General features: G+C 64.5%; 5 protein-coding genes and 1 pseudogene. 2 read left to right on the forward strand and 4 right to left on the reverse strand.

Annotation, left to right across the window (positions count from 1 at the left end; translation table 11 throughout):
- Together iolC and ENZ75_RS17745 are read right to left on the reverse strand one after the other, a co-directional pair.
- The coding region (gene iolC / locus ENZ75_RS17740) for a 5-dehydro-2-deoxygluconokinase (protein ID WP_128278210.1) at positions 1–1,910 on the reverse strand (1,910 nt) is incomplete at its 3' end.
- Between the two features lie 141 nt (positions 1,911–2,051).
- Complete coding sequence (locus ENZ75_RS17745) at positions 2,052–2,897, reverse strand: MurR/RpiR family transcriptional regulator (RefSeq protein ID WP_024502014.1); 846 nt, start codon at positions 2,895–2,897, stop codon at positions 2,052–2,054.
- 155 nt (positions 2,898–3,052) lie between these two features.
- Between ENZ75_RS17745 and ENZ75_RS17750 the strand changes: the two genes are divergently transcribed.
- Positions 3,053–4,162: a Gfo/Idh/MocA family oxidoreductase gene (locus tag ENZ75_RS17750; protein WP_013528369.1), complete on the forward strand. Its 1,110-nt coding sequence runs from the start codon at positions 3,053–3,055 to the stop codon at positions 4,160–4,162.
- A gap of 11 nt (positions 4,163–4,173) precedes the next feature.
- Here the strand turns inward: ENZ75_RS17750 and ENZ75_RS17755 are convergent, their stop codons facing one another.
- Positions 4,174–4,875: a YafY family protein gene (locus ENZ75_RS17755; RefSeq protein ID WP_063169771.1), complete on the reverse strand. Its 702-nt coding sequence runs from the start codon at positions 4,873–4,875 to the stop codon at positions 4,174–4,176.
- Between the two features lie 129 nt (positions 4,876–5,004).
- Between ENZ75_RS17755 and ENZ75_RS17760 the strand changes: the two genes are divergently transcribed.
- Complete coding sequence (locus ENZ75_RS17760) at positions 5,005–5,640, forward strand: LysE family translocator (RefSeq protein ID WP_027161048.1); 636 nt, start codon at positions 5,005–5,007, stop codon at positions 5,638–5,640.
- Between the two features lie 34 nt (positions 5,641–5,674).
- On the opposite strand, the pseudogene ENZ75_RS17765 reads toward ENZ75_RS17760, so the two are convergent.
- Positions 5,675–6,078, reverse strand: a pseudogene (locus ENZ75_RS17765) (3-deoxy-7-phosphoheptulonate synthase); the annotation flags it as partial.

Genomic DNA, 6,078 nt, shown 5'->3' on the forward strand with positions numbered 1-6,078 from the left:
GCAAGCCACGCATCCGTCAACTGTTCGAAGCGCTGCGCCATGTCGGCGATCGCCTCGTCATCCGACATCCTGCCGGCCAGCCATTGTTCGGCCGCATGGACGAAGATGGTGCGGCCGACGGCAAAACCCTTGACGATGGGTGCCTTGGCGGTGGCGGCGAACGCCGCTTCCAGCTCGTCCTGCGGCGCTTCCAGGCCCAGCAGCACGACGCCGCGGCACCAGGGGTCGTGCTTCAGGATCACGGCCTCGATCTTCGCCCAGGCGCCGCTCGACGCCTGCGGCTCGAGCTTCCACCAGTCCGGCTTGATGCCGAGCGCATAGAGTTCCTCCAGCGCGCGCGGGATCGTCGTGTCGTCGAGCTTGCCATGCTTGCCGGCAATGATCTCGATGAGAAGTTCCCTGCCGACCTTCCGCGCCGCTTCGAACAGCGCGCGCAACTTCTGCTGCTGTTCGTCCTTGAGCGCCGCCGGATCGTCGGGATGATAGAAGCACAGGCATTTGATGCAATGGTCGACCGGCCACTCGGTGAGCTGCGAGCCGATGTCCTGCGAGAATTCGAAGCGCAGCGGCCGCGAACCCGGCAGCTCCACCGGCCGCCCGAGCCAGGCGAAGGAATGCCTGGCGAATTCGAACATCGCCTTGCGGCCGTGTTTCTCGTCGATCAGCATGCCGTAGCCGTCGCGGCCGGCGGCAACCTTCGCCGCCGCCTTGACCGCCAGCACCTTGAAATCCTGGATGCGTGCGGGATCGGCACCGGCCTTCGCCGCCACATCCTCGAGCTGCACGCGGTGGTCGCAGGCGAGCGCCATCATCGAGGGAATGTCGCGCCGGCGCGTCGTTGCCCAATGGATGTGGTTGATCGCCTCGTCCTTGCGCAACGCTAGATGCCTGCTGCCGTTCTTGAGGAAGAACCGCAGCTCCTCGAAGGTCGGATATTCCGGCGCGCAGAGCAGCCGCGACACGGCGAAGGCGCCGCAGGCATTGGCCCAGGTCGCCGCCGTCGCATGGTCTTCGCCGCCCAGCCAGCCGCGCAGAAAGCCCGACATGAAGGCGTCGCCGGCGCCGAGCACATTGTAGATCTCAATCGGAAACCCCTTGCCGACGACGCCGTCCTCGAGATCGTCGCTGATCGGTCCGTCATAGACGATGCAGCCCATCGCGCCGCGCTTCAGGACGATGGTGGCGGACGACAGCGAGCGGATCGTCTTCAAGGCGCTCAGGCAATCATCGGCGCCCGACGCGATCATGATCTCTTCCTCGGTGCCGACGATGAGGTCGCAGTCGGGCAGCACCGTCTTCAGCTGCGCCGAGACCCGGTCCGATTTTACATAGCGCTCGAACCCTTCGGCATGGCCGGCGAGACCCCACAGGTTCGGCCGGTAGTCGATGTCGAACACCACCTTGCCGCCCTTGGCCTTCATGATGCGGATCGCCTTGCGCTGCGCGGCATCGCTGTTAGGCCTGGAAAAATGCGTGCCGGTGACGACGATCGAGCGCGCCGAGGCGATGAAGGCCTCATCGATGTCTTCCGGCGCCAGCGCCATGTCGGCGCAGTCCGAGCGATAGAAGATCATCGGCGAGACGCCTTCGTCCTCGACCGACAGCAGCACCAGTGCGGTTAGCCGCTCCTTGTCGGTCTTGAGCCCGTCGACATTGACGCCTTCACGCGTCAGCTGCTCGCGGATGAAGCGGCCCATCTGCTCGTCGCCGACGCGGGTGAGCAGCGCCGAGCGCAGGCCGAGCCTGGCGGTGCCGACCGAGATGTTGGCCGGGCAGCCGCCGACCGACTTGGCGAAGGAGGTGATGTCCTCCAGCCGCGAGCCGATCTGCTGGCCGTAAAGGTCGACGGAAGCGCGACCGATGGTGATGACGTCGAGCGGCGCGTATTCAGCGTCCACGGCTTCGCTCATTGGAACCTCCCGTCGGCCTTGTTGTGTTGGGGTACACGCGCGAGCGGCAGCGTGGCGCCGGGAATATGAAATAATAATTCCAATCCATAGTCAATATGGAATGAGCATTCCTTCGGTGAAAAGTACCTTTTCGGCGGTGGATCAGGCCTTGCGCTTCCTGCCCGTGTCGCGCCGCTTCTCGCCGACGCCGACGGTCAGTGCCATGGCCAGCGCCATTGTCGCCGACAGTGAGCGGAAGCCGGCGAAATCGGCCTCGGCAACCTCGAACCAGACCTTGGCGAACTGGGCGAGCGGCGAAAACGAGCTGTCGGTGATGGCGACGATCGGCACGCCCTGTTCCGAAATGCTGCGCGCCTCCTCGATCGTGGCGGGCGCGTAGGGCGAGAAGGAGATGGCGATGACGGCATCCGCCGGCGTGGCGAAGCCGATCATCTCGGCATTCAGCCCGGCCGCCGATTCGATCAGCTGGTTGCGGATCTTCAGCTTGCCCAGTGCATAGGCGATGTAGGACGCCACCGGATAGGAGCGCCGCTTGGCCAGCACATAGATGGTTTCCGCCTTTGCCAGCAGGGAAATAGCGTCTTCCAGATGCGCTTCGTCCAGCGTGCGCGAGATGTCGTTGAGCGAGGTTGAGGCGGCGGCGACGAAGCCGTCGAAGATCGCCCGGTGGCCGGCGCCTCCCTCAGCCTTGACGCGCAGCGCCTGCAGCCTTTCGTCATAGGATGAGTTGCGCTCGCGCAGCCGCTCGCGAAACACCTGCTGCAGGCTGGTGAAACCATCGAAGCCAAGCTGCTGGGCAAATCGGATCAGGGTCGAAGGCTGCACGCCCGCCGAAGCGGCGATGCTGGCGGCGGTGCCGAAGGCGATATCGTCGGGATTGTCGAGCGCATGGGCAGCGATCTGGGCGATGCGTTTCGGCAGGCTTTCGCGTCGCTCCAGGATGGTGGTGCGCAGCGTCTCGAAATCGCGAGGTACCCGTTCGTCCATCGTCGCTCTGTCCAGGCTCATGCGTGAAGCGTCCTCTGTGCCTCATCATAGCGAGCCTGCGCAAGAACACCATAAAAAATGAGGCAGACATTCCATTTCAGGAGAAAATGGACTAATTCATCCACGCAGCGCTTCAAGCAGTGGAGAAACGGAAAATGGTCGGCGTCGGTCTCATCGGTACGGGTTTCATGGGCAAGTGTCACGCCATCGCATGGAGTGCCGTCAGCGCTGTCTTTCCCGACGTGGCCAAGCCACGGCTGGTCCATCTCGGCGAGGTCAATGAAGAGCTTGCCCGGCGCAAGGCGGGCGAGTTCGGTTTCGCCAAGGCGTCGGGCGACTGGCGCGCCGTCGTCAACGATCCCGAAGTCGACATCGTCTCGCTGACCACGCCCAACCAGTTCCACCCGGAAATGGCCGTCGCCATCCTCGAAGCAGGCAAGCATCTGTGGTGCGAAAAGCCGATGGCGCCGAGCTTTGCCGAGGCCGAGGCGATGGCGGCCGCGGCGAAAAAGTCCGGCAAGGTCGCGGCCCTCGGCTACAACTACATCCAGAGCCCGGCCATCCGCCATATCGGCGCGCTGCTGGAAGAGAAGATCATCGGCGAGGTCAACCATCTGCGCATCGAGATGGACGAGGACTTCATGGCCGACCCCGAAGCGCTGTTCTTCTGGAAGCACGAAGCAGCTTCCGGCTATGGCGCGCTCGACGATTTCGCCGTGCATCCGCTGTCTCTGGTCTCGGCCCTGTTCGGCCGCGTCGCCAGTGTCATCTGCGACATGGCTAAACCCTATGCCGATCGCAAGCTGGCCAGCGGCGGTCGTCGCGCGGTGGAGACCTACGACATCGCCAGCGTGCTGATGCATCTGGAAAACGGCATTGCCGGCACGCTGCTGGTCAACCGCTCAGCCTGGGGCCGCAAGGGCCGCATCGCCGTCCAGATCTTCGGCTCTAAAGGGTCGATCCTGTTCGACCAGGAACGATCGAACGAATTCCAGCTCTATCTCACATCAGACCGGCCGACCGAACAGGGCTACCGCACCATCCTGGTGGCGCCGCACCACAAGCCCTATGACCTCTTCGTGCCGGCGCCGGGCCATGGCCTCGGCTTCAACGATCTCAAGATCATCGAGTGCCACGAATTGCTGACGCGGCTTGAAGGCAAGCCGGCGCGGCTCATCGAGTTTGCCGAAGGGCTGGAGATCGAGCGCACGGTGCACGCGATGGCGCGCTCGTTCGAGGAAAAGCGCTGGGTGGACGTACGGTGATATAAGCCCGCTCAGACGGCCGTGGCAGCGACGTTCGTCTCCCATCCATTCACCCAGACCTGCCGCAAGCGGTCGCCTTCGCCCTTGAAGCGTAACCCGGTCGCCTGGCAATCCGCGATCCGGTCGCTGCGGAAATTGCGGATCGCCTGGCGCAGCTCGCACCAGGCGACGATGTTGGCGGTTTCGGCGTAGTAGATCAGCGCGATCGGGCGGATGAGGCGCTCGGAGGCGCGGCCCATTTCGTCTCGATAGGAGAGGTCGAGCTTCTCCTCGTCGCGGATGGCGCGTCGCACCAGCGCAAGGTCGATCGCGCCGGTCGAAGGCGCGGCGAACCCCCACGCGTGCAGCGCATTGGCGTCGAATACCTGGCGCAAGGGCGGCGGCACCGCGCCGGCGATCTTGGCGCTGACGCGCTTGGCCGCCTGCTTGAGCTCGCTGTCGCCGGTGCGCTCCAGCAGCGCCAGCGACAGGACGATCGCCTCCATCTCCTCGATCGAGAACATCAGCGGCGGCAGGTCGAAGCCGGGACGCAGGATGTAGCCGATGCCGCGCCCGCCCTCGATCGGCACGCGCATCGCCTGCAGGGCGGCAATGTCGCGATAGATCGAGCGCACCGTCACCTCCAGCCGCTCGGCGATCGTCGCTGCCGTCACCGGCTGCCGCGCCAGCCGCACGATCTGGATGATCTCGAACAGGCGCGACGCCTTGCGCATTTTTCTCGCCCGGTTTCCATCACAACTGACACACCATCGTCAGTTGGGCTGACCTATAGGAGCGCCTATCGAATTGAAAATCAACAGGTTCCGCTGCGGTTTGGCGGATCGAGGCGGCAGGCAACTGACATGGGCTATGCGGAAAATCTCTGGCTTTTCTTTATCCTGCTGTTCGGCATCATCGCCGTTCCGGGCATGGATATGCTCTTCGTGCTTGCCAATGCACTGACCGGCGGCCGCGACCGAGGCCTTGCCGCGACCGGCGGCATCATGGTCGGCGGCATGGTGCACACGCTGAACGGCGCCATCGGCGTCGGCCTGCTGATGCATTTCGTGCCGATCCTGTTCAAGCCGCTGCTGCTTGCCGGCGCCGCCTACATGGCCTTCATAGGCATCACGCTGATGCGCAGTTCCATCATCGTCGGCCAGGAGGGGCCTGCCGGCAGCCGTTCCGCATGGAAGGCGTTTCGCCAGGGATTTGTGACCTGCCTGATCAACCCGAAGGCATACCTGTTCGTGCTTGCCGTCTACCCGCAGTTCCTGAAACCGGACTACGGTCCGATCTGGATGCAGGCGACGGTCATGGGGCTGCTGACCGTGGTGACGCAGGCTGCGATCTATGGCGGGCTGGCTATCACGGCCGGCCGCAGCCGCAACCTTCTGATCGCCAATCCGCGGGCGACCATTTTTGCCGGCCGCGCGGCCGGACTGCTGCTCTTTGCCGTATCGGTGTTCACGGCATGGGAAGGATTAAGGGCGGCGTAATCCCGGTCACCGCCGCCCACTTCCCTATGCCCTGTCAGGCAGCTCCCTGCCGGTTGTCGATCATGGCGCGGCGTGCCGAGCGGCGCCACTCGACGGCGCCGGCAAGGCCGTGCAGCACGGTCTCGGTGGTCGCCCAGTCGATGCAGCCATCGGTGATGCTCTGGCCATAGACCAGCGGCTTGCCCGGCACCACGTCCTGCCGGCCGGCGACGAGATTGCTCTCGATCATCAGGCCGATGATGCGCTCGTCGCCTGCCGCGACCTGGCCGGCGACATCTGCCGCCACCTTGGGCTGGTTCTCGGGCTTCTTGGCCGAGTTGGCGTGGCTGACATCGATCATCAGACGGGGCGCAACGCCGATGCGGGCGAGTTCCACAGCGGCGGCTTCGACGCTCGCCGTGTCATAGTTCGGCTGAACGCCGCCGCGCAGGATAACGT

The organism is Mesorhizobium sp. M7A.F.Ca.CA.002.04.1.1 (genome assembly GCF_004022805.1).
GTDB lineage: Bacteria > Pseudomonadota > Alphaproteobacteria > Rhizobiales > Rhizobiaceae > Mesorhizobium > Mesorhizobium ciceri.

Bases quoted from the DNA above. Each gene is read 5' to 3' on its own strand.
- ENZ75_RS17745 (WP_024502014.1), bottom strand. From the start codon at position 2,897: ATGGACGAACGGGTACCTCGCGATTTCGAGACGCTGCGCACCACCATC.
- ENZ75_RS17750 (WP_013528369.1), top strand. From the start codon at position 3,053: ATGGTCGGCGTCGGTCTCATCGGTACGGGTTTCATGGGCAAGTGTCAC.
- ENZ75_RS17755 (WP_063169771.1), bottom strand. From the start codon at position 4,875: ATGCGCAAGGCGTCGCGCCTGTTCGAGATCATCCAGATCGTGCGGCTG.
- ENZ75_RS17760 (WP_027161048.1), top strand. From the start codon at position 5,005: ATGGGCTATGCGGAAAATCTCTGGCTTTTCTTTATCCTGCTGTTCGGC.